At 71.3% G+C, this 23,591-nt stretch carries 22 protein-coding genes; 13 read left to right on the forward strand and 9 right to left on the reverse strand.

Features of this window, described 5'->3' with window-relative positions:
- The first annotated feature begins 5 nt into the window (after window positions 1-5).
- Window positions 6-1,175 (forward strand): ROK family transcriptional regulator, encoded by a 1,170-nt coding sequence (locus tag ACFFXY_RS07405; RefSeq protein ID WP_382347822.1) that lies wholly within the window; start codon window positions 6-8, stop codon window positions 1,173-1,175.
- Between the two features lie 49 nt (window positions 1,176-1,224).
- Here ACFFXY_RS07405 and ACFFXY_RS07410 read toward each other — a convergent pair whose 3' ends face one another.
- Both ACFFXY_RS07410 and ACFFXY_RS07415 read right to left on the reverse strand, forming a co-directional pair.
- Window positions 1,225-2,247, reverse strand: coding sequence for an ABC transporter permease subunit (locus ACFFXY_RS07410; protein ID WP_382347825.1), 1,023 nt, complete (start codon window positions 2,245-2,247; stop codon window positions 1,225-1,227).
- Window positions 2,244-3,308, reverse strand: a complete 1,065-nt coding sequence (locus ACFFXY_RS07415; RefSeq protein WP_382347828.1) for an ABC transporter ATP-binding protein — start codon at window positions 3,306-3,308, stop codon at window positions 2,244-2,246. Before ACFFXY_RS07415 ends, ACFFXY_RS07410 begins: the two co-directional genes overlap by 4 nt.
- Before the next feature lie 192 nt (window positions 3,309-3,500).
- Between ACFFXY_RS07415 and ACFFXY_RS07420 the strand changes: the two genes are divergently transcribed.
- Together ACFFXY_RS07420 and ACFFXY_RS07425 are read left to right on the forward strand one after the other, a co-directional pair.
- Window positions 3,501-4,292, forward strand: a complete 792-nt coding sequence (locus ACFFXY_RS07420) for an ABC transporter ATP-binding protein (protein WP_359953740.1) — start codon at window positions 3,501-3,503, stop codon at window positions 4,290-4,292.
- 261 nt (window positions 4,293-4,553) lie between these two features.
- A complete protein-coding gene (locus ACFFXY_RS07425) occupies window positions 4,554-5,933 on the forward strand; it encodes an alpha/beta hydrolase (RefSeq protein WP_382347832.1) in 1,380 nt (459 codons plus the stop codon).
- Window positions 5,934-5,985: 52 nt separating this feature from the next.
- Here ACFFXY_RS07425 and lipB read toward each other — a convergent pair whose 3' ends face one another.
- Entirely contained in the window at window positions 5,986-6,675 is a 690-nt protein-coding gene (gene lipB / locus ACFFXY_RS07430) for a lipoyl(octanoyl) transferase LipB (protein WP_382347835.1), read from the reverse strand.
- 254 nt (window positions 6,676-6,929) lie between these two features.
- Here lipB and ACFFXY_RS07435 point away from each other — a divergent pair, with 254 nt between their 5' ends.
- The 6 genes from ACFFXY_RS07435 to ACFFXY_RS07460 all read left to right on the forward strand — a co-directional run bounded on the left by ACFFXY_RS07435 (window position 6,930) and on the right by ACFFXY_RS07460 (window position 11,959).
- Window positions 6,930-7,682 carry an amino acid ABC transporter ATP-binding protein gene (locus tag ACFFXY_RS07435; RefSeq protein ID WP_382347837.1) on the forward strand — a complete coding sequence of 251 codons (753 nt, stop codon included), beginning with the start codon at window positions 6,930-6,932 and terminating at the stop codon, window positions 7,680-7,682.
- 52 nt (window positions 7,683-7,734) lie between these two features.
- A complete protein-coding gene (locus ACFFXY_RS07440; protein ID WP_382347840.1) occupies window positions 7,735-8,667 on the forward strand; it encodes a glutamate ABC transporter substrate-binding protein in 933 nt (310 codons plus the stop codon).
- 76 nt (window positions 8,668-8,743) lie between these two features.
- Window positions 8,744-9,400: an amino acid ABC transporter permease gene (locus ACFFXY_RS07445; RefSeq protein ID WP_382347843.1), complete on the forward strand. Its 657-nt coding sequence runs from the start codon at window positions 8,744-8,746 to the stop codon at window positions 9,398-9,400.
- Window positions 9,401-9,413: 13 nt separating this feature from the next.
- Window positions 9,414-10,325: an amino acid ABC transporter permease gene (locus tag ACFFXY_RS07450; RefSeq protein WP_382347845.1), complete on the forward strand. Its 912-nt coding sequence runs from the start codon at window positions 9,414-9,416 to the stop codon at window positions 10,323-10,325.
- A 136-nt stretch (window positions 10,326-10,461) separates the two neighbouring features.
- A complete protein-coding gene (locus tag ACFFXY_RS07455; RefSeq protein ID WP_382347848.1) occupies window positions 10,462-11,430 on the forward strand; it encodes an ATP-binding protein in 969 nt (322 codons plus the stop codon).
- Between the two features lie 118 nt (window positions 11,431-11,548).
- Complete coding sequence (locus ACFFXY_RS07460) at window positions 11,549-11,959, forward strand: SCO5389 family protein (protein WP_359953754.1); 411 nt, start codon at window positions 11,549-11,551, stop codon at window positions 11,957-11,959.
- A gap of 91 nt (window positions 11,960-12,050) precedes the next feature.
- On the opposite strand, the gene ACFFXY_RS07465 is transcribed toward ACFFXY_RS07460, so the two are convergent.
- Together ACFFXY_RS07465 and ACFFXY_RS07470 are read right to left on the reverse strand one after the other, a co-directional pair.
- Entirely contained in the window at window positions 12,051-12,770 is a 720-nt protein-coding gene (locus tag ACFFXY_RS07465; protein WP_382347851.1) for a TetR/AcrR family transcriptional regulator, read from the reverse strand.
- Between the two features lie 10 nt (window positions 12,771-12,780).
- Window positions 12,781-13,200 (reverse strand): hypothetical protein, encoded by a 420-nt coding sequence (locus ACFFXY_RS07470; protein ID WP_382347854.1) that lies wholly within the window; start codon window positions 13,198-13,200, stop codon window positions 12,781-12,783.
- A 147-nt stretch (window positions 13,201-13,347) separates the two neighbouring features.
- Here ACFFXY_RS07470 and hisF point away from each other — a divergent pair, with 147 nt between their 5' ends.
- The 3 genes from hisF to ACFFXY_RS07485 all read left to right on the forward strand — a co-directional run bounded on the left by hisF (window position 13,348) and on the right by ACFFXY_RS07485 (window position 18,030).
- Window positions 13,348-14,109 (forward strand): imidazole glycerol phosphate synthase subunit HisF, encoded by a 762-nt coding sequence (gene hisF / locus ACFFXY_RS07475; RefSeq protein WP_382347857.1) that lies wholly within the window; start codon window positions 13,348-13,350, stop codon window positions 14,107-14,109.
- Window positions 14,110-14,452: 343 nt separating this feature from the next.
- Window positions 14,453-16,246: an ABC transporter ATP-binding protein gene (locus tag ACFFXY_RS07480; protein WP_382350552.1), complete on the forward strand. Its 1,794-nt coding sequence runs from the start codon at window positions 14,453-14,455 to the stop codon at window positions 16,244-16,246.
- Window positions 16,243-18,030, forward strand: a complete 1,788-nt coding sequence (locus ACFFXY_RS07485) for an ABC transporter ATP-binding protein (RefSeq protein WP_382347860.1) — start codon at window positions 16,243-16,245, stop codon at window positions 18,028-18,030. Before ACFFXY_RS07480 ends, ACFFXY_RS07485 begins: the two co-directional genes overlap by 4 nt.
- Window positions 18,031-18,070: 40 nt before the next feature.
- Here the strand turns inward: ACFFXY_RS07485 and ACFFXY_RS07490 are convergent, their stop codons facing one another.
- Together ACFFXY_RS07490 and ACFFXY_RS07495 are read right to left on the reverse strand one after the other, a co-directional pair.
- Window positions 18,071-18,700, reverse strand: coding sequence for a flavin reductase family protein (locus ACFFXY_RS07490; RefSeq protein ID WP_382347863.1), 630 nt, complete (start codon window positions 18,698-18,700; stop codon window positions 18,071-18,073).
- Between the two features lie 67 nt (window positions 18,701-18,767).
- The gene (locus ACFFXY_RS07495) at window positions 18,768-19,685 is read right to left on the reverse strand and encodes an NADP-dependent oxidoreductase (protein ID WP_382350554.1); all 918 of its coding nucleotides are present in this window, start codon (window positions 19,683-19,685) and stop codon (window positions 18,768-18,770) included.
- A 103-nt stretch (window positions 19,686-19,788) separates the two neighbouring features.
- On the opposite strand from ACFFXY_RS07495, the gene ACFFXY_RS07500 reads away from it, so the two are divergent.
- A complete protein-coding gene (locus ACFFXY_RS07500) occupies window positions 19,789-20,769 on the forward strand; it encodes a GlxA family transcriptional regulator (RefSeq protein WP_382347866.1) in 981 nt (326 codons plus the stop codon).
- Here the strand turns inward: ACFFXY_RS07500 and ACFFXY_RS07505 are convergent.
- Complete coding sequence (locus tag ACFFXY_RS07505; protein WP_382347869.1) at window positions 20,759-21,721, reverse strand: quinone oxidoreductase family protein; 963 nt, start codon at window positions 21,719-21,721, stop codon at window positions 20,759-20,761. The two genes, ACFFXY_RS07500 and ACFFXY_RS07505, sit on opposite strands and share 11 nt — an antisense overlap.
- A 49-nt stretch (window positions 21,722-21,770) precedes the next feature.
- A complete protein-coding gene (locus ACFFXY_RS07510; protein WP_382347872.1) occupies window positions 21,771-23,528 on the reverse strand; it encodes a BCCT family transporter in 1,758 nt (585 codons plus the stop codon).
- Window positions 23,529-23,591 lie beyond the last annotated feature (63 nt).

Raw genomic sequence — 23,591 nt, forward strand, 5'->3', positions numbered from 1 at the left:
TACTGATGCCGAAGAGCCACACCCCCGGGGTGCCCAAACTGCTGCGCGTCCTCAACGACCAGGCCGCGCTGAAGCTGCTGCTGGAGGACGGTCCGCAGACCCGCGCGCAGCTCGCCGAGCGCACGTCGATGTCGAAGGTCACCGCCTCGCAGATGATGGAGCGCCTCCAGACCCGCGGCCTCGTGGAGGTCGTCGGCTCCAAGTCCGGCGGGCGCGGGCCCAACGCCTCGCTGTACGCGGCCGTGCCCACGTTCACTTACGTTGTGGGCGTTGAGGTCGGGCCCGTGACCACGAAGGGCGCCTGCGCGGACTTCACCGGCCGGATCGTCGGCCGCGCCGAGATCGACGTGGAGGGCTCGACCGACCCCGTCGCGGTCGTGCGCCGCGTCGTCACCGACTCGGTGGCCGACGCCGGGATCGAGATGGCGAAGGTCGGGCGCATCACCCTCGGCACGCCCGGCGTCATCGACCCCGCCAGCGGCGACATCGGCTTCTCGTGGAACCTCCCGGCCTGGCACCGCGGCCTGCGGACCGCGCTGAACGAGGAGTTCGCCCCGGCGGTCGCGATCGAGAACGACGTGAACCTGGCGACGATCGCCGAGCAGCGCTCCGGCGGCGCGGGCGGCGCCTCGGACTTCGTGTACGCGTGGTTCGGCGGCGGCCTCGGCCTCGGCGTCATCCTGAACGGCGGCCTGTACCGCGGCGCCTCGGGCGCGGCGGGGGAGATCGGCTTCCTGCCGGTGCCCGGCGGCGACCTGCCCACCGGCGGAGTCGTGACGCGGCTGTCGAAGGGCTCGTACCAGCGGGTCATCGGCGGCGACGCCGTGCTCGACATCGGCGCGAAGCACGGCTTCGAGGCCGCCGAGCCGGAGGACGTCTTGACCGCGGCGCTCGCGGCCGGGGCCGAGGGCGCGTCGTGCCTCGACGAGATCGCGCGCGGCATCGCGCTCGGCATCGTCGCGGTCTGCGTCCTGCTCGACCCCACCGTGGTGGTGCTCGGCGGACCGGTCGGCTACGCCGGGGGCCTCGAACTCGCGGGCCGCGTCGCGGCCCAGACCTCGCAGCTCGCCCCGGTCACCCCGAGCGTCGTCGCGGGCACGGTCATCGACGAGCCGATCATGCGCGGCGCGATCCTCCACGGCCTCGACGCGGTGCGCGAAAGCCTCTTCGACTGAGCCGCAGACGAAACCGCCCCGCCGCTGAAGCGGCGGGGCGGTCCTGCGTCTAGGCCGCGTCGCGGCGCTGGAAGGACCAGGTCGCCAGGGCGGCGAACAAGAGGACGATGCCGCCCAGGAGGACACCGGCGTCGCCCCAGGTGATGACCATGACCTCAGGGGTCATGTCGTTGAAGCCGGCGTACCCGCCGACCAGCTCGACCCGACCGGTGATCCACGCCCCCACCCACGTGTACAGCGACAGGCGCTCGGGGAAGTCCATCGACAGGTTCATCGACACCATGTTCACGATCAGCTCCCCGACGATCAGGTAGCCCGCGATGACGCCGCCCGCGATGGCCGTGTGCCGCCCCAGCATCGCCAGCGACGCGCCCAGGAGGGTCATGCCCAGGGCGAGCACGCCCGTCCGCAGCACCAGCTCCAGGGTGTCCTCCCACCACACGCCGTCGAGCACGCCGACCTCGCCGCGCAGCGAGGCCACCAGCACCAGCAGGCCGAACGCGAGCGCCGCCAGGACGACCACCCCCGCCGCGCACGCCGTCAGCGCCGCGCCGAGCTTGACGCCCCACAGCCGCATCCGGTTCGGGTGCCACACCATCAGGTTCGACATGCCGCCGCTCGACCACTCGGCGCCGATCGCCGACGACCCGAGCAGCATCATGACCAGACCGGCCACGATCATGACGCCGACGATGACGAACGGCCCCTCGTTCTCGAAGTTGAACGTGTACGTCCAGAGGAAGTCCTCGGCCCACCATCCGCCCACGAAGTGCTCGCAGGCCTCCTTGTGGCTCATGCCCTGGTACTCCGGGTCGGTCTCGACCCAGCCGTACATCTCGTTGTCCTCGAAGTAGGCCTCGTCCTCGACGCAGTCCAGGTAGTCCGGGTTCTGCTCGTTCATCTCGTCGGCCTGCGCCTGCGCCTCCGCGAGGGTCGCCTCGCTGGGGCCCTCGGACGAGATCGACGCCAGGATCACCGCCAGGCCCACCACGCCGGCGAGCAGGATGATCCCGAACACCAGGGTCAGACGCCGGCGCGCGATGCGCCGCAGCTCCGCTTTGAACAGGTTCACCGCTGCGCCTCCTCGGCTTCGGATCCGGCTCGGGGCCCGGCATCGGGCGACACCGCGACCGGCACCTCGATCGGCGCCGCAGTGGCGGGCACCGCCACTGACTGTCCGACCTGGACGGTCTGTCCCGGCTGCGGGGCGGTCCCCGTCAGCTCCAGGAACACCGACTCCAGGTTCTTCGTCTGCGCCACCAGCTCCGACAGGTAGATCCCCGCCTCGGCGAGCGTCTGCGTCACCCACGCCGCCTCCGGCGCGTTCGTGACGATCAGCCGGTCGCGCTCCACGACCGCGCCCACACCGGCCTTCGCCGTCGTGAGCGCCTCCGCCGCTTGCGGAAGCGACCCCGCGTCCGGGAACCGGACGCTCAGCGACGCACTCGAATGCCCGGCGATGATGTCGGCCACCGAGCCGTCGACGATCCGCCGCCCCCGCGACACGATCGTCATCGAGTCGCACAGCTGCTGCACCTCCGAGAGGAGGTGCGAGGACACCACGACCGTGACGCCCTGCTCGTGCGCGAGCCACTGGAGCAGCTCGCGCATGTGGTGGATGCCCGCCGGGTCCAGGCCGTTCGCGGGCTCGTCCAGGATCAGCAGCTCCGGCTGCTTCAGCAGCGCCTGCGCGACCGCGAGGCGCTGGCGCATGCCCAGCGAGTAGCCCTTGACGGCCGACTTCGCGGCGTCGCGCAGGCCCACCTGCTCAAGGACCGCCTCGACGCGCTCCTTCGGGACCCCCGCGCTCTCGGCGAGGAGCTGGAGCGTCAGGCGCCCCGAGAAGTGCTTGAAGAACTGCGGGGACTCCACGACCGCGCCGATGCGCCCCACGACCTCGGGCAGGCGGTGCGGCACCTCCTGGCCGAAGACCCGCATGGTCCCGCCGTCGACGCGGATGAGGCCCAGCAGGGCCCGCAGCGTCGTCGTCTTCCCGGACCCGTTGGGGCCCAGGAAGCCGTGTACCTGGCCCGCGGCGACCTCCAGGTCGAGGCCGTCCAACGCGTTGTGCGGCTGGCGGAAGCTCCGTCGATAGGTCTTCCGCAGCCCCGATATCTCGATGATGGGGGGCATGAACTCGTTTCCAGTCCGGGATGGCGGCGCCGCGGGTGCGGCGACGTACAAGAGACGCCGCCGGGAGCCGTGCCGTTGCACGACCGCCGGGACGCTCCGGGTCCGCCCGGGTCGGGGCTCGCCCGTGTGTCCTACTCCCACCTCGCGGCCCGCCTGTGTCCGGCCGTCGGGGGCGCGTGGTTTCATTGACCCGTGGCTCAGTCTGAACGCGTCCTCGACCTGTCCGGCGTCACCGTGCGACGCGGCGGCAACCAGCTCCTCGACGGCGTCGACTGGCAAGTCGACGCTGACCAGCGGTGGGTCGTCCTAGGCCCCAACGGTGCGGGGAAGACGACGCTGCTCAACCTAGCGGCTGCCCGCAACCACCCCACTTCCGGCGTCGTCCAGATCCTCGGCGAGCGCCTCGGCCGCGTCGACGTGTTCGAGCTGCGCCCCCGCATCGGCCTCACCACGACGCAGGTCGCCGACGCGATCCCGCGCGACGAGAAGGCGTTCGACGTCGTCCGCACCGCCGCCTGGGGCATGATGGGCCGCTGGCGCGAGGAGTACGACCCGCAGGACGACGAGCGCGCCGCCTCGCTCATGCGCTGGCTCGGCGTCGCCCAGCTCACCGACCGCCTCTTCGGCACGCTCTCGGAGGGCGAGCGCAAGCGCGTCCTCATCGCCCGCGCGCTCATGACCGACCCCGAGCTGCTCCTCCTCGACGAGCCCGCCGCCGGACTCGACCTCGGCGCCCGCGAAGCGCTCGTCGCCACCCTCGCGGGCCTCGCCCGCGACGAGGCCGCCCCCGCGCTCGTCCTCGTCACCCACCACGTCGAGGAGATCCCCCCGGGCTTCACCCACGCCCTGATCCTCTCCGCCGGAGGCGTCATCGCCGCCGGCCCCATCGCCGAGGCCCTCACCTCCGACACCCTCTCCAAAGCCTTCGGCCTCCCCCTGACCCTCACCGCCAACGGCAACCGCTTCACCGCCACCGCCGCCTAACTCACGCCCCCACCGCAACCCGACCCGCCCGAGTCCTGTCGCACCCCCGTGCCAGGGTTTTGACCGGGGGCCTACGGAACGTCGGTCCTCGGCTCTGCGGGTGCCCGCGAACTGCCCCGACCCGTTCTTGTCGGACCCCCGTGTCAGGGTGTTGAACCGGGGGCCCGCGATACGCCGGTCCCCGCCTCTGCGGCTGCCCTCCGGCCCGTGTCACACGCGCAGCGGTCGCCGCCCCTCGCCCTGCTCGGCTACGCTGACCCGGTGAGATTCCGGTGGTGGCGCGCGACGGTCCTGACGGCCGTCGCCGTTTTGGCGCTCGTGTACCTCGCCGGACTGACACGCCTCGGCGAAGCCGAGGCCGAGCAGCTCCACGCGGTGCCCGTGCTCGCCGCCGACCCCACCGCCGAACTCGCCGCGCTCCGCACCGGCGCGCCCGTCGGCGGCGACGACCCGCAGGCCGCCCTCGACGCCGCGCTGGCCGACCCCGAGACCGCCGCCGAACTCGTCGCGGCCGTCCCCACCGCCGCCTCCGGCGAACTCGGCGCCGCGCTCGCCTCCCTCTACGAAGCGGGCGGCGGCCTCGACCCGCTCGCCGTCAACGACTTCTTCACCGGCCTCGGCGAGGAGCGCACCGCGTGGCTCGCGGTCCTCTACCCCTCCGCGATCAGCGAGATGCCCGGCGCGCCCTTCCACGCCCGCATGGCCGCCAACCAGCTCGTCCTCGAAGCGAGCACCGCCGCCTCCACCGCGTACGCCAGCCCCGAGCGCCCCTGGACCGACGAGGCCGAGCGCCCGCCCCGCGAGGAGCTCCAGCGCCTCATCGGCTCCGGCCGCGAGTTCCTCTACCTCGACCCGTACAACAACGCGGGCGACGGCTCCTGGATCGAGGTCGTCGGCGACCTCGACACCGCCGCGAACGTCGCGGTCCTCGTCCCCGGCGGCTCCGCCGTCCTCTCCAGCGAGAACTTCGACCTCTACTACCACCGCGCGAAGTCCTTCGTGGACGCCTCGGACGGCGAGCTCGCGATCGTGGTGTGGGCCGCCGCGTCCTGGCCCTCCGGGTGGGTCGAGGAGTCCTGGGCGTCCTGGTCGCAGGTCGCCGCCGAGAGCCTCGCGTCCTTCACGTTCGACCTGCGCAACCAGATCGGCGACCGCCCCCTCACCCTCATGGGCCACTCCTACGGCGGGGCCGTCATCGGGTACGCCGAGACCTACGACCTCGAAGCCGACCAGGTCCTCCACATCGCCTCCGCGGGCATGGGCAACGACGTGTACAGCCCCGAGGACTACACCGAGCCCTGCCGCACCCGCTACTCGATCACCGCCCCCGGCGACCCGATCTCCTACATCCAGGGCATGCCGTACGTGCCGCTCCTCGGCCACGGCGCCGACCCCGACGACTTCCCCGGCGTGAAGAACCTCGTCACCGGGAGCCTCCCCGACGCCCCCGGCGCGGTCGACGACTACGGCCGCAGCCTCGCCGACGAGGGCATCGCCGGGAAGACCATCGAAGGCGTCCACTCCCACTCCGAGGTCTTCTACCCCGAGGGGGACGCCTGGAAGAACATCCTCCAGGTCCTCCTGGGCGGCGACCCCGAGCTCGCCGACGAGCAGCCCGTCCCCAACGAGTCCTGCTCCTAGAGACACGCAGAGACGGGCGCGGCCGCCGGCCGCGCCCGTCCCATATATCCGTCTAGTCCCGTTCGAGCAGCAGGCCCAGGTGCTTCTTCACGACCGGCAGGACCTCCTCCACCGTGACGGTGCGGCCCAGCTCCCGCGAGAGGCTCGTGACGTCGGCGTCCGTGATCGCGCACGGCGCGATCCGGTCCCAGTAGGTCATGTCCGGGTTGCAGTTGAGCGCGAACCCGTGCATCGTGGTCGCCCAGCGAACCCGTACCCCGATCGCGCAGATCTTCCGCTCCGGGCCCTGCTCGTCCTCCGGCAGCCACACGCCCGTGCGGTCGCGCAGGCGCCCGCGCGCCGACGGCACGCCCATCTCGTGGCACACCGCCGCGATCATGTCCTCGACGCGGCGCACGTAGCCGACGACGTCGACCTTGTTGCGCATCTTCATGATCGGGTACCCGACGATCTGGCCCGGCCCGTGCCAGGTGATCTGCCCGCCCCGGTCGGTCGTCACCACCGGCGTGCCGTCCTGCGGCAGCGCCCACGTCTCGGTGCGCCGCCCCGCCGTGTACACGCTCGGGTGCTGGAGCAGCAGCACGGTGTCGCCGATCTCGTCGTCGATCCGCCGCTGCTGGAGCTCCTTCTGGTAGTCCCACGCCTCCTGGTAGTCCATGAGGCCGCGCTGCTCCACCGTGATGCCTTCCACGGTGCTGATCGCGCCGGCGCCCGCGCCGACGGCTCCCACTGTTGCGGTCATCGTTCGACCCTAGTCCGCCGCGCGCCCCGGCGGCCAGCAACGGACGCGAGCGTCACCGATGTTCCAGGCGTGGGTCGTGCCCGTTATGGGCAGGTCCTTCTTTATGATGCCGTTACTTAATTGCCGACTAGTTGCGGCCCACGGCCGCCCCGGTGACCGGGCGTGAGCTGTCACACTACTATTCCTAAGGTATTTAAAGCCCAATCCGCTCGCCCCGCGCCAGTCGAGGGTTCCACACGACCACAGGGATACGAATGGAAGCAACGCCGAAGGCTCCGATGGTCACCATCGCCGGAGTGAACAAGCACTTCGGAAACCTCCACGCGCTCAAGGACATCGACCTGACCGTGGACGACGGCGAGGTCGTGGTCCTCATCGGACCCTCCGGTTCCGGCAAGTCCACGCTGTGCCGGACCATCAACCGCCTCGAAACCGTCGACGCCGGCTCGATCACCGTGAACGGCAAGCCCCTCCCCGCCGAAGGCCGCGCGCTCGCCAACCTGCGCGCCGACGTCGGCATGGTGTTCCAGCACTTCAACCTCTTCGCGCACCTCACGGTCCTCCAGAACATCACCCTGGGCCCGATCAAGGTGCGCCGCACCCCCAAGGCCAAGGCCGAGGAGCGCGCCCGCCAGCTCCTGGAGCGCGTGGGCCTGGCCGACAAGGCCGACTCGTTCCCCTCGCAGCTCTCGGGCGGCCAGCAGCAGCGCGTGGCCATCGCCCGCGGCCTCGCCATGGACCCGAAGCTCATGATGTTCGACGAGCCGACCTCGGCGCTCGACCCCGAGATGATCAACGAGGTCCTCGACGTCATGCAGGACCTCGCCCGCGAGGGCATGACCATGGTCGTGGTCACCCACGAGATGGGCTTCGCCCGCCGCGCCGCCAACCGCGTCGTGTTCATGGCCGACGGCCAGATCGTGGAGGTCGCGCCGCCCGACGAGTTCTTCGACGACCCGAAGACGGCGCGCGCGCAGGACTTCCTCGCCAAGGTCATGTCCCACTGAGCCGCACCCGAACACCACACTGTCAGCCCCACCCATAAGGAAGGAAACAGCCATGCGCGCATACCGCAAGGCCGCCGCCGCGATTGCGGCCGCGGGCCTCATGTCCCTGGCCGCCTGCTCAGGCGAGGCCAGCCAGGACGCGGAAGACCAGGAGTCCTTGGAAGAGTCCGTCGGCACGTACTCCCTGGAGCAGGCCGCGGAGATCCCCGCGGGCTACATCCAGGACATCCAGGACAAGGGCGTCCTCACCGTCGGCGTCAAGTTCGACCAGCCGCTCATCGGCCAGAAGAACACCGCCACCGGCAAGATCGAGGGCTTCGACGCCGAGATCGCCCGCCTCTTCGCCACCTACATCTTCGGCGAGGTCGTCGAAGAGGGCGACGACGCGAACCTGGTCTTCGTCGAGACGACCTCGCAGAACCGCGAGACGTACATCAACGACGGCACCGTGGACGCGGTCATCGCCTCGTACTCCATGTACCCCGAGCGCCTGACCCAGTTCGAGTTCGGCGGCCCGTACTTCGAGACCGGCCAGAACGTCATGGTCTCGGCCGACAACACCGACATCAACTCGGTGGCCGACCTCGCGGGCAAGAACGTGTGCATCGCCGAGGGCTCCGGCTCGATCGCGAACCTCGAGGCCGAGAACCCCGACGCCGTGATCACGCCGCTCGCCGACTACGCCGCCTGCGCCGAGGCCCTGGAGAACGGCCAGACCGACGCGGTCAGCACCGACGAGACGATCCTCTACGGCTTCACCGTGGACAAGCCCGACGCGTTCCGCGTCCTCGACTCGTCGAACATCTTCACCGACGAGCCGTACGGCGTGGCCATGCCGCTCGGCGAGACCGACGCCCGTAACTTCGTTAACGACATGATCGACGAAATCCTGGCCAACGGCGACTGGCAGAAGGCGTTCGACCTGACCTTCGGCGCCGCCGGCATGCCGACCCCGGACCCGCTCCCGGCCCCGAACCGGTACTAGGTCCCTTCGCAACCGTTCGGTGAGGCGGCGGCGGCCGTGACACGGCCGCCGCCGCCCGCCTTATGGAGGAGTCCGCTTGTTCGACAATTTCGACTTGATGATCGAGGCCCTCGGTGCCGGTATGTGGACCACCGTGTGGGTCACCCTCACCAGCTACGCCATCGCGCTCGTCATCGGCATGGTCCTCGTGGTCATGCACGTCAGCCCCGCGTTCCCCGCACGCTGGGCCGCCAACGCCTACACGCAGCTGTTCCGCAACGTGCCGCTGCTCGCCGTCCTGTTCATCATGTACTTCGGCCTGCCCAAGGTCGGGATCGTGGCGGACAACTGGGTCTGGGCCCTGCTCGGCCTCGGCATGTACACCGGCGCGTTCGTCGGCGAGACCATGCGCTCGGGCATCAACTCGATCCCGCTGGGCCAGGCCGAGGCCGCCCGCTCGCTGGGGCTCACCTTCGGCCAGTCCCTGAGCTCGGTGATCCTGCCGCAGTCGGTGCGCGCGGTCATCCCGCCGCTCGGCTCGCTCCTGATCGCCCTGGTCAAGAACAGCGCGCTGGTGCTCGCCATCGGCGTCCCCGAACTGACCGCCCGGTCGCGGCGGCTCATCGAGGACACCCAGAGCCGCTTCGACCTCTGGGGCGTCATCATCTGCGTGACGGTCGGCTACCTGCTGATCGCCCTCGTCCTGAGCTACCTCGTGCGGATCGCTGAGAAGCGCACCGCATTCGTCCGATGAGAGGGGCCGAATCGTGAACAGCAAGAACGAGACCACCGTCCTGTTCGACGCGCTCGGCCCCAAGGGGCGGCGCAACGCGAACCTCGCCGCGATCGCCTCGGCGGTCGTCATCCTCGGCGTGCTCGGCTGGGTCGCCTACGTGCTCTACGGCGAGGGCTTCTTCGAGTCCTCCCGCTGGGTCAACCCGCTCGACGCGCTCGTGGTGGAGACCACCTGGATCCCGGCGATCGTCAGCACGCTCGTGGCGTTCGCGCTGGGCTCGCTGCTGGCCCTGGCGCTCGGCGTCGTCATCGGCTTCGGCCGGATCTCCCGGTTCCTGCCGACGCGCGCGGCCTCCACGGTCTACGTGCAGTTCTTCCGGTCGCTGCCGCTGGTGCTCCTGATCTGGGTCTCCTTCACCATCGACGGGCACTTCGGGTTCACCACCGACACGCTCGGATGGAGCGGCGAGGCCCGGCGCCTGACCTTCCTGGTCCTGGGCCTGGGCATCTACAACGCCGCGATCCTCGCCGAGATCCTCCGCGCCGGCGTCAACGCCCTGCCCCCGGGCCAGGCGATGGCGGGCCAGGCGATCGGCCTGCGCCACGGGCAGGTGCAGCGTCTCATCGTGCTGCCCCAGGTGCTGAGGAACATGCTCCCGGCGGTCCTCGCGCAGCTGGTGATCCTGCTCAAGGACACCTCGCTGGGCTACGTGATCACCTACCCCGAGCTGCTGCACTCGGCGAACATCATCGGCCGCGACTACAGCAACTCCTTCCTCCAGGCGCTCATCATCGCGGCGCTCATCTACTTCGCGATGGCGTACGCCCTCTCGAAGCTGGTGGTCTACGCGGAGCGGCGGATGCGCAAGAAGACCGCCGCGCCCAAGGCCGCGGCGCAATTGGAGTCGGTGGTCGCCGGCGGCACCGCCGGCACCGTCGTCTGACGACCGCACGACCCGAGAGGGCCCCGTCTGCTCCGGCAGGCGGGGCCCTCTGCGTATGAGGCGCAGTCGTTTTCGGGGCCTGCTACGCTCCCTCTTGAAATCAACAACCATTTTCAATTGGTGGGGGACCGGAACGATGAAACTCGCCTTCGTCGGCAAGGGCGGCTCGGGCAAGACCACGATGGCCTCGCTGTTCGCGCGGCGCGCCGCCGCGCTGGGCCACCCGGTGATGGCCGTGGACGCCGACATCAACCAGCACCTGGCCGCGGCGCTCGGCCTCGACGCCGAGGCCGCCGCGATGGGCCCGGTGCTGGGGGAGCACCTGGCCGACATCAAGGACTACCTGCGCGGCGCGAACCCGCTCGTGCCCTCGGCCGAGCTCATGCTCAAGACCACGCCGCCGGGGCCCGGCTCGCGCCTGGTGACCGTGCGCGAGTCGAACCCGCTGTTCGACCGGCTCTTCACCGCCCACGACGGCATCCGCTTCGCCGCGACCGGCGGCTTCGTGGACGACGACCTCGGGGTGTCCTGCTACCACTCGAAGGTCGGCGCCGTCGAGCTGCTGCTCAACCACCTCGTGGACCGCACCGACGAGTTCGTCGTGGTCGACATGGTCGCGGGCGCCGAGGCCTTCGCCTCGGGCATGTTCACCCGCTTCGACCACACGTTCCTGGTGTGCGAGCCGACCCTGCGGTCCGTGGGCGTCTACAAGCAGTACCTGGGCTACGCCGAGGACTACGACGTGCGGATCTCGGTGATCGGCAACAAGATCGACGACGATGACGACGTGGCGTTCCTGCGCGGGCACGTCGGGGACGCGCTCCTGGGCTGGTGCGCGCGCTCGAAGTACGTCAAGGCCGCCGAGCGCGGCAGCGTCGGGCCCGTCGCCGACCTCGAACCGGAGAACCTCGCCGTCCTGGACGCCGCCCGCGAGCGGGCCGTCGCCGGGGGCAAGGACTGGGCGAAGTTCACCCGCCAGGCCCACGACTTCCACCGCAAGGCCGCCCTCGCCTGGGGGAACGACCGCGCCGGGGTGGACCTCGCGGACCAGATCGTGCCGGACTTCGTCCTCGGCGAGCACCTGCTCGACACGCCCGTCCACTAGTGAGCGCGGCCCGCGTCTGGACGCCGCGGGACCGCGGAACCGCCTGCGTCGAGTACCCGACAGCGGACGGTGACCCGCGCCAGCACAATGAACCGATTCCGAACCGAGAGGAGTACGCATGTCCCTTGACGTCTCTGAAGACCTGCTCACCAAGGCCGAAGCGGGGGAGGTGACCGACGCCGAGTTCCTGGACTGCGTCAAGCAGTCCCTGCCGTTCGCGTGGGACCTCTTCGCGAAGGTCGCCGACGACCTGAAGAACGGGGTGGTCTCGTCCACCGGGTCCACCCAGTTCGCGGACAACACCACGCCGCCGCCGGACGAGCAGGCCCGCGGCCAGCTCCTGCGGGCCCTCGCCTCGGACTCGATGCGGGCCGCGCTGGAGCGCCACCACGGCGTCAAGTTCGCCTTCCAGAACTGCCACCGCATCGCGGCGTTCCCGGTCTCCGAGGTCGACTCGGACACCTACCGCAAGTTCACCTCGCCGCGCGGGCAGCTGCTCAACCAGTCGCCCGAGCTGAAGGACTGCTAGCCGCACCGCACGACTGGAGCACTGCACCACCGAAGGGCCGCAAGGACAACGGCGTCCGGGCGGCCCTTCGGGCCGTCCCGGGGCCGGTCGGCTAGGCGGGCTTGCGGGTGATGAGGAAGTCCCGCACCAGCTCCTCGCCCTGCTTGACCAGGGGCCGCAGGATCTTCAGGCGCGAGAGCGCCACGACGCGGGCGGCGAGCGGCGCGGTGCGGCGGGCCAGCTCCTTGGACTTCTCCTGGCCCGGCGAGGCGTCGTAGACCCAGTACAGGACCACGACCATCTGGTGCAGCCACAGCATCTCGGGGAGGATGTCGGCCATGTCCTTGGGCACCTTGGTCTTCGAGCCCTCCAGGACCTCCTGGTAGAGCGCGATGTCGCGGTCGCGGCTCTCGCCGGAGTCCTCCGAGAACGGGCTCAGCGGGCTCGACGGGTCGGCCGCGTTGCGGAAGAACTGGCCCGCGAAGGCGTGGTAGGGCCCGGCGATGTCGAGCCAGGCCAGCAGGGCCGCCTCGATCCGCTCGGCGAGGGTCTCCTTGCCCTCCAGCATCGTCGGCGTCAGCTCGGCGTGCCTGATCGTGGCCTGCTCGTAGAAGCCCTGGATCAGGTGCTCCTTCGATTTGAAGTAGTAGTACGCGTTCCCGACCGAGACGCCCGCCTCGGCCGCGATCGCCCGCATCGTGGTCTTGTCGTAGCCGCGCTCGGCGAACATGTCGAGCGCGGTGTCGATGATGCGCTGCCGCGTCCGCTCGCCCTTGCTGGAAGGGCGGGCGGACGCGTCGGACTCGTCGGGGCCGGAAGCAGAGGCGCTCACAAAGGCGATCCTACTGTGGCTGGGGGCCGTACTGTCCCGGCCGCGGCCGCGGGGGCTCCATCGCGCCGAGGGTGCGGGCGTCGACCACGCGGCCGCGCCTGCGGAAGCCGTTGAGGACGACCACGTTGAGCACGTGGAGGACCCCGAGGACCAGGAGCACGGCGCCGATCTTGACGGCGACGGTCTCGAAGACCTCCCGGGCGGTCGCGATGTCGGTCCCGGTGCGCAGCCACAGCGCCACGAACCCGAAGTTGAGCAGGTAGAAGCCGACCTGGAGGAGCCGGTTGACGGCCTGGGCGAGCTGCTCGTCCCCGTCGAAGACGTCCTTGATGAAGTGGAAGCCGTTGGCGCCCAGGGTCCGGGCGACCCACACGGTGAGCGGGACGGCGACGAGCAGGTAGGCGGTGTAGGCGACGACCGTCATGTCCATGACAGTGCTCCGTTCTAAAAGGGGGATTCCAGAGTTGAACATGTTCAACTCATGGCTTCAACCTACGCAGATTCTTGAACATGTTCAAGTCCGCATGCTGAAATATGGCCGACGCCACGGACTGCCCCTGCCGGTAGGCTTTCCGGCGTGACTGTTGCGGTGCGTGTGATCCCCTGCCTGGACGTGGACGCGGGACGGGTCGTCAAGGGCGTCAACTTCGAGAACCTGCGCGACGCGGGCGACCCCGTCGAGCTCGCCGCGGCCTACGACGCGGCCGGGGCCGACGAGCTGACGTTCCTCGACGTGACCGCCTCGACCGACGACCGCGGCACGATGATGGACGTCGTCGCGCGCACCGCCGAGCAGGTCTTCATCCCGCTGACCGTCGGCGGCGGGGTCCGCACCCCCGACGACGTCGACCGGCTCCTGCGCGCGGGCGCCGACAAGGTCGGCGTCAACACCGCGGCCGTCAATCGGCCCGAGGTCATCGCCGAGATCGCCGACCGCTTCGGCAACCAGGTCCTCGTGCTCTCCGCCGACGTCGCCTCCGGCGCCGGGACGGACTCGGGGTGGGAGGTCACCACGCACGGCGGGCGGCGGCGCACCGGCATCGACGCGGTCGAGTGGTGCGCGCGGGCCGCGGCGCTCGGCGCGGGCGAGATCCTCCTCAACTCGATCGGCGCCGACGGCACCAAGGCCGGGTTCGACCTCCCGCTCATCGCGGCCGTCCGCGCCGCGGTCGACGTCCCCCTCATCGCCTCCGGCGGCGCCGGCGCCGCCGCCCACTTCCCGCCCGCGGTCGCCGCGGGCGCCGACGCGGTCCTCGCCGCCTCGATCTTCCACTTCGGCGACGTCGCCATCGGCGAGGTCAAGCAGGAACTGAAGAACGCCGGGCACCCCGTGCGCTGAACCGGCGCCCGCCCCCGCCAGTGACCTCGGCGACATCCGTGTCCCCCTTCGGGTGACACCGGTGCCCGCGGACCCGCGTCTTGTCGCACCCGGCCGCGAAGCTGGCCGCTACGGTCCCCTCTGGGTGGGTGGGGGCTAGGGATGGCTATACGGCCTTCAGCTTTGAAACGGGGTTGGCGAGTGTCGGACGCGCGAGGCATCATTGCCTGCGGACGCTTGCCGCCCGGCTAGCGACCGCCTCGCAACACCACGCTGGCGCACCCACCTGACCGGAGACCCAATGACGCTGCCCACCGGCGCCGCCACCGCCCCCGACGACCTCGCCGCAGGCGCGGACGAGCACATCCTCGCCCGCGGCCTGCGCAACCTCGGCGACATGATCCGGCTCGCACCCAAGCCCTTCGCCGTCGGCGCGGCCGGGGCCATGATCAACACCGGCATGACCCTCCTGCTGTCGTACGTCGTCGGCTGGGTCGTCGCCGGGATCGCCGTCCCCGCCTACGAGAACGGCGAGGTCGCCCTCGGCACCGTCCTCCTCGGCGTCGCCGCCCTCCTCGGCACCTCGATCGTCCGCTTCTCCTCCATGTGCGCCCGGCGCATCGGCGCGGGCGTCATGCAGTTCGGCGTCCAGGCCATCTGGCGCCGCCAGATCACCCGCCGCTACCTCGCCCTCCCCGTCTCCTGGCACCAGAAGCACCCCACCGGCACGCTCCTGTCCAACGCGAACGCCGACGTCGAGGCCGCCAGCCGCCCCCTCGCGCCGCTCCCCTTCGCGTGCGGCACCCTCTTCATGGTCGTCGTCGCCATGTTCGCGTTCTTCGCCATCGACTGGGCCGTCGCGCTCGTCGCCCTCGGCATGTTCCCCGCCCTGTTCGCCCTCAACGCGGTCTTCGCCACCAAGATGGCCCCCCGCGCCAAGCGCGCCCAGGAACTGCGCGCCGAGGTCTCCGCCGTCGGCCACGAGTCCTTCGACGGCGCCCTCGTCGTCAAGGCCATGGGACGCGAGGCCGCCGAGACCGAGCGCTTCAGCGGCTCCGCCTCCGAACTGCGCGACGCCATGATCGGCGTCGGCCGCCTGCGCGCCGCCTTCGAGCCCGCCATCGCCGGGCTCCCCGAGATCGCCGTCCTCGTCGCGCTCCTCGTCGGCCTCGCCCGCTTCGAGGCCGGGGCCATCGACCTCGAACAGCTCGTCACGGTCTCCTTCATGTTCTCCGTGCTCGCCTTCCCCGTCCGCGCCATCGGCTGGGTCCTCGGCGACCTCCCCGGGTCCGTCGTCGGCCGCGCCCGCGTCGACCACGTCCTCGCCGCCACCGGCGACATGGCCTACGGCGACAAGGAACTCCCCGCGACCGCCACCCCCGCCCGGCTCGAACTCGACGCCGTCGCCTACGCCTACCCCGACGGCCACGAAGCCCTCCGCGAGGTCACCTTCACCGTCGAGCCCGGCACCACCGTCGCCCTCGTCGGCGCCACCGGCTCCGGCAAGTCCACCCTCGCCCACCTCGCCGCCCGCCTCATCGACCCCTCCCGCGGCGCCATCCGCGTCGACGGCAAGGACCTCCGCGACCTCACCCACGCGAGCCTCGCCCGCACCACCGCGCTCGTCCAGCAGATCCCCTTCATCTTCGACGACACGATCCGCGCCAACATCGGCCTCGGCCGCCCCGGCCTCGCCGACGGCCCCGAAGCCGACGCCCGCCTCTGGGACGCCCTCGTCGCCGCCGGAGCCGAGAAGTTCACCGCCAACCTCGACGACGGCCTCGACACCGAAGTCGGCGAACGGGGCACCAGCCTCTCCGGCGGCCAGCGCCAGCGCCTCACCCTCGCCCGCGCCCTCGCCGCGAACCCGCGCCTCCTCGTCCTCGACGACGCCACCAGCGCCGTCGACCCGAAGGTCGAGTCGCAGATCCTCGCCGGGCTCAAGGGCTCGGCCGAGGCCGTGAGCGTCCTCGTCGTCGCCTACCGGCGCGCCACCATCGCGCTCGCCGACGAGGTCGTGTTCCTCGAAGGCGGCCGCATCACCGCCCGCGGCCCGCACGCCGAGCTGCTGCGCACCCACCAGCCCTACGCCGGCCTCGTCACCGCCTACGAGCGCGCCGAGGCCGAACGCGAATTCGATGAGGAGAGTGCGGCGTGACCGCCCAGGAGCAGACCGAGCAGCCCCAGACCGGCCCGTGGGAGACCGTCAAGCGCGGCCTCCAGCTCTCGCCCGAGCTGCGCCGCGGCATCGGCTTCACCGTGTTCCTCGCCGCCGTCACCGCCCTCGGGCGGCTCGTGGTGCCCGTGGGGGCGCAGAAGATCCTCGACGAGGGCCTCCTCGGCGGGGGCGGCCCCGACCTGCCGTACGTGTTCGCCGTCGCGGCGATCGGCACGGCCGCGCTCCTGGTGACCACGGCCGCGAACTACGTCATGAACCGGCGCCTGTTCGTCGTCTCCGAGCACGCGCTGGCGGCGCTGCGGCGCAAGACGTTCCGGCACATCCACGACCTGTCGATGCTGCACCAGCAGTCGGAGCGGCGCGGCGCGCTCACCGCGCGCGTGACGACCGACATCGACCAGATCAGCCAGTTCCTCCAGCAGGGCGGCATGGTCCTGGTGACCTCGACGGCGCAGATCATCGTCGCCACGGTGGTCATGGTGTTCTACTCGTGGCAGCTGGCGATCGCGGTGTGGATCGTGTTCATCCCGGTCACGTGGCTCATCAAGTGGCTCCAGAAGCACCTGGCGTCGGCGTACACGAGCGTGCGCCGCTCGGTCTCGAAGATGCTGTCGGCCGTCGCGGAGTCGGTGGTCGGCGCGGGCACGGTCCGCGCATACGGGGTCGGGGCGCGCACGAGCGAGCGCCTGGACGCCTCGATCGAGGAGCACCGGCGGGACCAGACGCGCGCGATCAGCCGCTCGGCGCTGTCGTTCGGCGCGGGCGAGCTGGTGTACCTGGGCGTGAACGCGGTCGTGGTCGTGCTCGGGGCGTTCCTGGTCGCCGACCGGCAGATGACCGTGGGCGAGCTGACGGCGTTCCTGTTCCTGGTGGTGCTGTTCACGCAGCCGGTGGTCATCGGCACGGAGACGCTGAACGAGGCGCAGAACGCGGTCTCGGGCTGGCGGCGCGTGCTCGACATCATCGACACCGAGCCGGACGTGGCCGACCCGGTCGACGGCGACGCGCTTCCCGAAGGGCCCCTGGGGGTCCGCTTCGAGGGCGTGCGGTTCGCGTACCCGGGCGGCGCGGAGGTGCTGCACGGCATCGACGTGGAGATCCGGGCCCACTCGAAGGTCGCGGTGGTCGGCGAGACCGGCTCGGGGAAGACGACGTTCGCGAAGCTCCTGACGCGCCTGATGGACCCGACCTCGGGCCGGGTGCTCCTGGGCGGCGCGGACTTGAAGGGCGTCACGTTCGCGTCGCTGCGCACGCGCGTGACGATGGTCCCGCAGGAGGGCTTCCTGTTCAACGGGACGCTCGCGCGGAACGTGCGGTTCGCGCGGCCCGAGCTCACGGACGCGGAGATCTACGTGGCGTTCGCGGAGCTGGGCCTGACCGAGTGGGTCGAGACGCTCCCGGCGGGCCTGGACACCGAGCTGGGCGAGGGCGGCGCGAACCTGTCGGTGGGGGAGCGGCAGCTCGTGTCCCTGGTGCGCGCGTACGTGACCGACCCTGACCTGCTGGTCCTGGACGAGGCGACCAGCGCGGTGGACCCGGCCACGGAGCTGCGCCTGTCGGCGGCGCTCGACGCGGTCACGCGCGGGCGGACCACGGTGATCATCGCGCACCGGCTCTCGACCGCGGAGACCTCCGACGAGGTCCTGGTGTTCGACGCGGGGAACCTCGTGCAGCACGGCCCGCACGCGGCCCTCGCCGCCGAGGCGGGCTCGGTGTACGCGGGCCTGCACGGCTCGTGGGTCGAGCAGACCCGCTCCAGCTGACGGGCGGGGCCCGCTCCACCGGGAGCGGGCCCTCTCCCCATTACGCCGCGCGGTCGAGGCGGCCGCGGGGCATCCGCCAGTTCCGCGCGAGCGTGGACTCGCGCAGGTTGCGGGCCTCCCCGAAGTAGTCGCAGAACTTCATGACCAGCGGGTCCCACGCGAGCGGGTCGACGTACGCGGTGCCCGGCACCAGCAGCGAATCGTCCACATGGGACCGCAGGATCTCGGCCTCGAACGCCGAGCAGCCCTTCCCGAACGGGTGGACCGCGGTGATCCGGCATTCGAGCTGGATCGGGCACTCGGCGACCCGCGGCGCCCCGACGAGCTCGCCCGCCTGCTCCGTGAGCCCCGCCGCCCCGAACTTGTCGGCCTCGAACCGGTACCCCTTGGCGGCCTTCCCCTCCGGGACCGGGTCCGCGGCCGTCAGGTCCGCGAGCCGGTCCACGGCGTCGGCGAGGCCGCTCGGCACCAGGTTGATCGTGACCTCCCGCGCGGCCCTCATGTTCCGGGCGGTCTGCGACCGGTCGCCCATCCCGAGCATCGCGGACTGCCCCAGCCACCACGCCGACGACATCGGCGCGACGTTCGGCCGCCCCTCCTCGTCGCGGGTGCCCAGGAGCACCACGGCGCTCCCGTAGTAGTGGACCTTCAACGGCGTGTTCACATGCATGCCCCAATGGAACCCGCCCCGGGCCGCCGCTGCTGGCCGGAAAACGACACGGCGTCAGTCCGCCGCCTCAGTCCACGGTGAGGACGATCTTCCCGGTCGTGCGGCCGGTCTGGAGCGACTCGTGGGCCTTCGCGACCTCCTCCAGCGGGTACGTCTCGGCCACGGTGGGCCGCAGCCTCCCCGCGTCCACGAGCGCCGAGAGGGCGCGCATGCCGCTCCAGTCGGGCTCGACCAGGACGAAGCCGGTGCGGATGCGCCCGGCGTCGGGGACCGGGCCCGGGATCACCTGCATGAGGAAGCCGCCGTCCTTGAGGACCGACGCGGACTTCGCGGCGTACTCCCCGCCGATCGGGTCCACGACGACGTCGAGGTCCGACAGGACGTCGGCGAAGTCCACCTCGCGGTAGTCGATCGCCTCGTCGATCCCGATCGAGCGCAGGAAGTCGTGCTTGGCGGCGCTGGCGGTGCCGATGACGTGCGCGCCGCGGGCCTTCGCGATCTGCACGGCGAGGTGCCCGACCCCGCCCGCGGCGGCGTGGACCAGGACCCGCTGGCCCGCCTGGACATCGGCGTTGTCCACGAGCGCCTGGTAGGCGGTGAGGCCGGTGAGCGGGAGCGCCGCGGCCTCCACGTGCGTCAGGGACGCGGGCTTGAAGTCGAACTGGCGGGCCGGGGCCGCCACGTACTGCCCGTAGCCGCCCGCGGGGTGCGGGAAGCGCGGCATCCCGTAGACCTCGTCGCCGGGCGCGTAGAGGCGCACGCCGACGCCCACGGCCTCCACGGTCCCCGAGACGTCCCAGCCGAGCGTGAACGGCGGCTTGAGGCCGGTGAGCCCGCCGGACTCGCGGGACTTCCAGTCGGTCGGGTTGACGCCCGCCGCGTGGACCCTGACGAGGATCTCGGTGGGGCCCGGCTCGGGCCGCTCGACCTCGGCGAGGCGCAGCACCTCGGGCCCGCCCAGCTCGTCCTGGACCACTGCTCGCATGACGGTCATGTCCGTTTCCTCTCGGTCGGTGTGCGTCCCATTGTGTGCCGTATCGCGACCGCGGAGAAGTGGCCCGAGGGCCATCCTGTGAAACAATCGGGCCATGCATGCTGCGCACCGCGTCGCGGTCCTCGCGCTCGACCACGTGATGGCGTTCGAGCTCGGCGTCCCCGACCGCATCTTCGGGGCCGCGATCAGGGACGACCTGACGCACCGTTACGACGTGCGGGTCTGCTCCCTCGACGGCGGCCCGGTGCGCACCTCCGGCGGGTTCGCGATCACAGTGGACCACGGCCCGGAGGCCCTCGCGTGGGCCGACACGGTCGTGGTCGCCACGATCCAGCCCGACGGGCCCGTGTGCGACGTGCGCGAGCTCCCCGAGGGCCTCGCCGAGGCGTTCGCGACGGTCCGTCCCCAGGCCCGCATCGTCTCGTTCTGCTCGGCGGCGTTCGTCCTCGCCGAGCTGGGCCTCCTCGACGGGAAGGCCGCGACCACGCACTGGATCCTCACCGAGCGGATGCGGCGGCGCTTCCCGAAGGTCCGCGTCGACCCCGACGTGCTGTTCGTCGACGAGGGCCGCATCCTCACCTCCGCGGGGGCGGGCGCGGCCGTGGACCTGTGCCTGCACCTGGTGCGCCTCGATTACGGTGCGCGCGTGGCGAACACGGTCGCCCGACGCTGCGTGGTCCCGCCGTGGCGCGAGGGCGGGCAGGCGCAGTTCATCGAGCGGCCCGTCCCCGAGGAGCGGGACGCGGGCACCGCCGGGGCCCGCGCGTGGGCGCTCGCCCGCCTGGACCGGGCCATCGGCATCGACGACCTCGCCGCGCAGGCCGCGATGAGCCGCCGCTCGTTCACGCGCCGGTTCCGCGACGAGACCGGCGAGAGCCCCCTCCAGTGGCTCAACCGCCAGCGCGTCGAGCACGCCCGGCACCTGCTGGAGGCCACCGATCTCACCGTGGACCAGATCGCGCGGCGCTCAGGGCTCGGCACCGGCGTGTCGCTGCGCCAGCACCTGCGGGCCGTCCTCGGCGTCTCGCCTTCGGCGTACCGGCGGACGTTCCGGGAGGGCGCGGCTACGGGATGAGCAGGAGTTTCGCGGTGGTCTTGCGGGCCTGGAGGAGCTCGTGGGCCTCGGGGGCCTCTTCGAGGCGGAAGGTCTCGCCGACGCGGACGAGGAGGTTGTCGTCCTCGATCATCTGGAAGACGTCGGCGGCGCGGGCGAGGTACTCCTCGCGGGTGAGGGTGAAGTCGCCGAGGGTCGGGCGGGTGAGCACCAGCGACCCTCCCTTGTGGAGTCGCTGCGGGTCGACGGGCGGGACGGGGCCGCTGGCCTGGCCGAACAGGGCCATGACGCCGCGGGGCCGGAGCGCTTCGAGGCCCTCGTCGAAGGTGGTCTTGCCGACGCCGTCGTAGACGGCGGCGACGCCCGCGCCGTCGGTGAGCTCGCGGGCCTTGGCGCCGAATCCCTCGTAGCGCAGCACGTGGTCGGTGCCGTTCTGGCGCGCCAGCTCGGCCTTCGCGTCGGTGGAGACGGTGCCGATGACCTTGCCGCCCTTGTACTTCACCATCTGCGTCAGGAGCAGCCCGACGCCCCCGGCGGCGGCGTGGACGATGACGGTGTCGCCCTCCTGGACGTCGTAGACGCTGTTGCACAGGTAGTGCGCGGTCAGGCCCTGGAGCATGACGGCCGCGGCGGTCTCGACGGCCACCTTCTCGGGGACGGGCACGAACTCGGCCGCGTCGGCGACGACGAGGTCCGCGTAGGAGCCGGGGACGCTCTTCCAGGCGACCTCGTCGCCGACCGCGAAGTCGGTGACGCCCTCGCCGAGCGCGGCCACGTACCCGCCGCCTTCGAGGCCCGGGGTGAACGGCAGCGGCAGCCCGTAGGCGCCGCTGCGGTGGTAGACGTCGATGAAGTTGACGCCGGCGGCGGCGACCCTGACGGCGATCTGGCCGGGCCGCGGGCCCGGGTCCTCGCCGTCCAGGAGCGCCATCACGCCCGGCCCGCCGGTCCGCTCGACCACGATCGCCTTCATGGGGTTTCCTTCCGCCGCAGGTTCACCAATAACTTAGCGGCCCCCTGTCCTATTCCTCCGTTCCGGTCCGGCGTCCCCCCACGCCGTACTTCATGCGGGCCCGGCCCCACGGGTTCTTCGCGGCCGCCCGGGTGTCGACCTCCTCGCCGACGATGCGGCGGATCGCGTCGCGGAAGCCCTTCTGGCGCATGTGGTGTCGCAGCACGTTCGCGGCCGGGTCGGAGGTCAGCTCCTTCATGAGCGAGACGCACAGCGCGAGCATGACGATCGCGAACGGCAGGGCCACGATGATCGTCGCGTTCTTCAGGCCCTCCAGGCCGCCCGACAGGAGCAGCACGGCCGCGACGGCGCCGATCGTGGAGCCCCAGAACACCACGAGCGGCTTCTTCGGCGCGAGTGAGCCGCGGCTCGACAGCGACCCGAGCACGAGCGAGGCCGAGTCGGCGCCGGTCACGAAGTAGATCGCGACCAGGACCATCGACAGGCCCGACATGAGGCTGTACAGCGGCAGCGAGTCCAGGAGCGCGAACAGCGCGTACTCCTCGCCCTGCCCGAGCGAGTCGCTGTAGTCGGTCCCGTTGCCCTGCTTCCACAGCGCGGTCCCGCCGAGGATCGCGAACCACACCGTGGACGCGGTCGAGGGGATGAGGAGCACGCCGACGATGAACTGCCGGATCGTGCGGCCCCGCGAGATGCGCGCAATGAACGTGCCCACGAACGGCGCCCACGACAGCCACCACGCCCAGTAGAAGATCGTCCACGCGGCCATCCAGTCCTCGCCGCCGAACGCGCCGGTGACGCTGGAGAGGTTCGTCAGGTTCGCGAGGTACCCGCCGACCGAGTTCGGCCACGCGTCGAGGATGAACAGGGTCGGGCCCGCGAAGAACACGAACACGATGAGGAACAGCGCCATGACCATGTTCGTCGTCGACAGCCACTTGACGCCGCGGTGCACGCCCGAGAACGCCGACGCCACGAACGCCGCCGTCAGCGCCACGATGACGACGATCTCCAGGAACTTCGAGTCCTCCACGCCCGCGACGATCCCCAGCCCCACGGCCACCTGGAGCGCCCCCAGTCCCAGGCTCGCGGCCGTCCCGAACACCGTCGCGAACACCGCCAGGAGGTCCACGGTGCGGCCCACGGCCGGGCCCCAGCGCCGCCCGCCGGTGAGCGGCTCGAACGCGTCGCTCATGTTGTTGCCGCGGCCCTTGCGGAACGTCGAGTAGCCCAGGGCCAGGCCGGCCACGGCGTAGATCGCCCACGGGTGCAGCCCCCAGTGGAAGAACGAGTAGACCAGCGCGCCCTCCTGGAGCTGGTCGGTGTAGAACGGGTTGTCGGGGTTGAGCTGGAGCGGCGGCGGGGGCTCCACGTAGTGCGAGAGCGGCTCGGCCACGCCGTAGAACATGAGGCCGATGCCCATGCCCGCGGCGAACATCATGGAGATCCACGGGAGCGTCCCGAACTCCGGCTCCTCGTCCGAGGACGCCGCGAGCTTGATGTTCCCGTACCGGCTCGCCGCGATGTAGATCGCCAGGACCACGAAGATGTTCGCCGCGATGATGAACAGCCACCCGAAGTTCGAGATGACCCAGTTCAGGGCCGCCGTCGAACCGGACTCGAACTGCTTCGGGAACACCGCCCCGAACACGATCACCGCGAGCGTCACGATCGCGCCGGTCCAGAACACCGGCCTGTCCACCGGCAGCGTCGCCTGCCGCTCCTCGTCCTCGATCGGCCGCTGCGGCGGCGGCGCCTCCTCCTGCTCGACGTGCTCGGGATCGGTCGGCGTGTCGCTCACGGCCATGGCGCGGGTCCTCTCGCGGATCGGACAGGGGACTCCCGCCACCATAAAGGACCAATCCGTCAG

The organism is Glycomyces mayteni (assembly GCF_042428885.1).
GTDB lineage: Bacteria > Actinomycetota > Actinomycetes > Mycobacteriales > Micromonosporaceae > Glycomyces > Glycomyces mayteni.